The organism is Yersinia thracica (assembly GCF_902170565.1).
Lineage (GTDB): Bacteria > Pseudomonadota > Gammaproteobacteria > Enterobacterales > Enterobacteriaceae > Yersinia > Yersinia thracica.
In genome coordinates, this window is sequence record NZ_CABHXX010000124.1 from 1 (window position 1) to 740 (window position 740).

Here is a 740-nt window from a genome sequence, read left to right on the forward strand (position 1 = left end):
CACGCCCTTCATCGCCTCTGACTGCCTAGGCATCCACCGTGTACGCTTAGTCGCTTAACCTCACAACCCGAAGGTGTTTCTTCTTTATTGGTGTGGCTGCGAACACACTCTGCGTCGTTGTGCAGTGCGCGCAATCCTCATGAACATAGAGTTCACTCCGGTTGCTGTGCGCTGTACGCCTTGCTGAGTATCTTCTCGCTCACACTGCAACAATGATAAACACATTGGCATTGCGATTATTTGAGAGACTCTAATACAGGTTAATCCTTATCTCAGTACTTCTACGGAGAGATAAGTTTCAGCTGTATTGTTTCAATTTTCAGCTTGTTCCAGATTGTTAAAGAGCAATATCGTAAACACGACTTGTGAAAGTCATCTTTACGTTATTTTTTAGTTCATAAAGAACCGGTTGATAATGTCTTTCACACATTATCGGAGTGGCGTCCCCAAGGGGATTCGAACCCCTGTTACAGCCGTGAAAGGGCAGTGTCCTAGGCCTCTAGACGATGGGGACACGAAATTTGACTATCGAAGCATTGCTTCGATAATTTCGTGTAGAGGCGAGAATTTGCCTGCAAATTCAAGCGACTGATGCAGTCAATACTCGATTTCACGGTGCACGTCTCACCCACCTACAGCAGGTTACCTTGCTCATTTACATTCATCAGACAATCTGTGTGGACACTGCGCAATGCGTATCTGAGGTAAGGAGGTGATCCAACCGCAGGTTCCCCTACGGT

1 tRNA gene is annotated in these 740 nt (G+C 46.5%); it reads right to left on the reverse strand.

Going from position 1 to position 740, the window contains the following annotated elements:
* Nucleotides 1-438 precede the first annotated feature (438 nt).
* Nucleotides 439-514 (reverse strand) — tRNA-Glu (locus tag FTA91_RS17240).
* Nucleotides 515-740 lie beyond the last annotated feature (226 nt).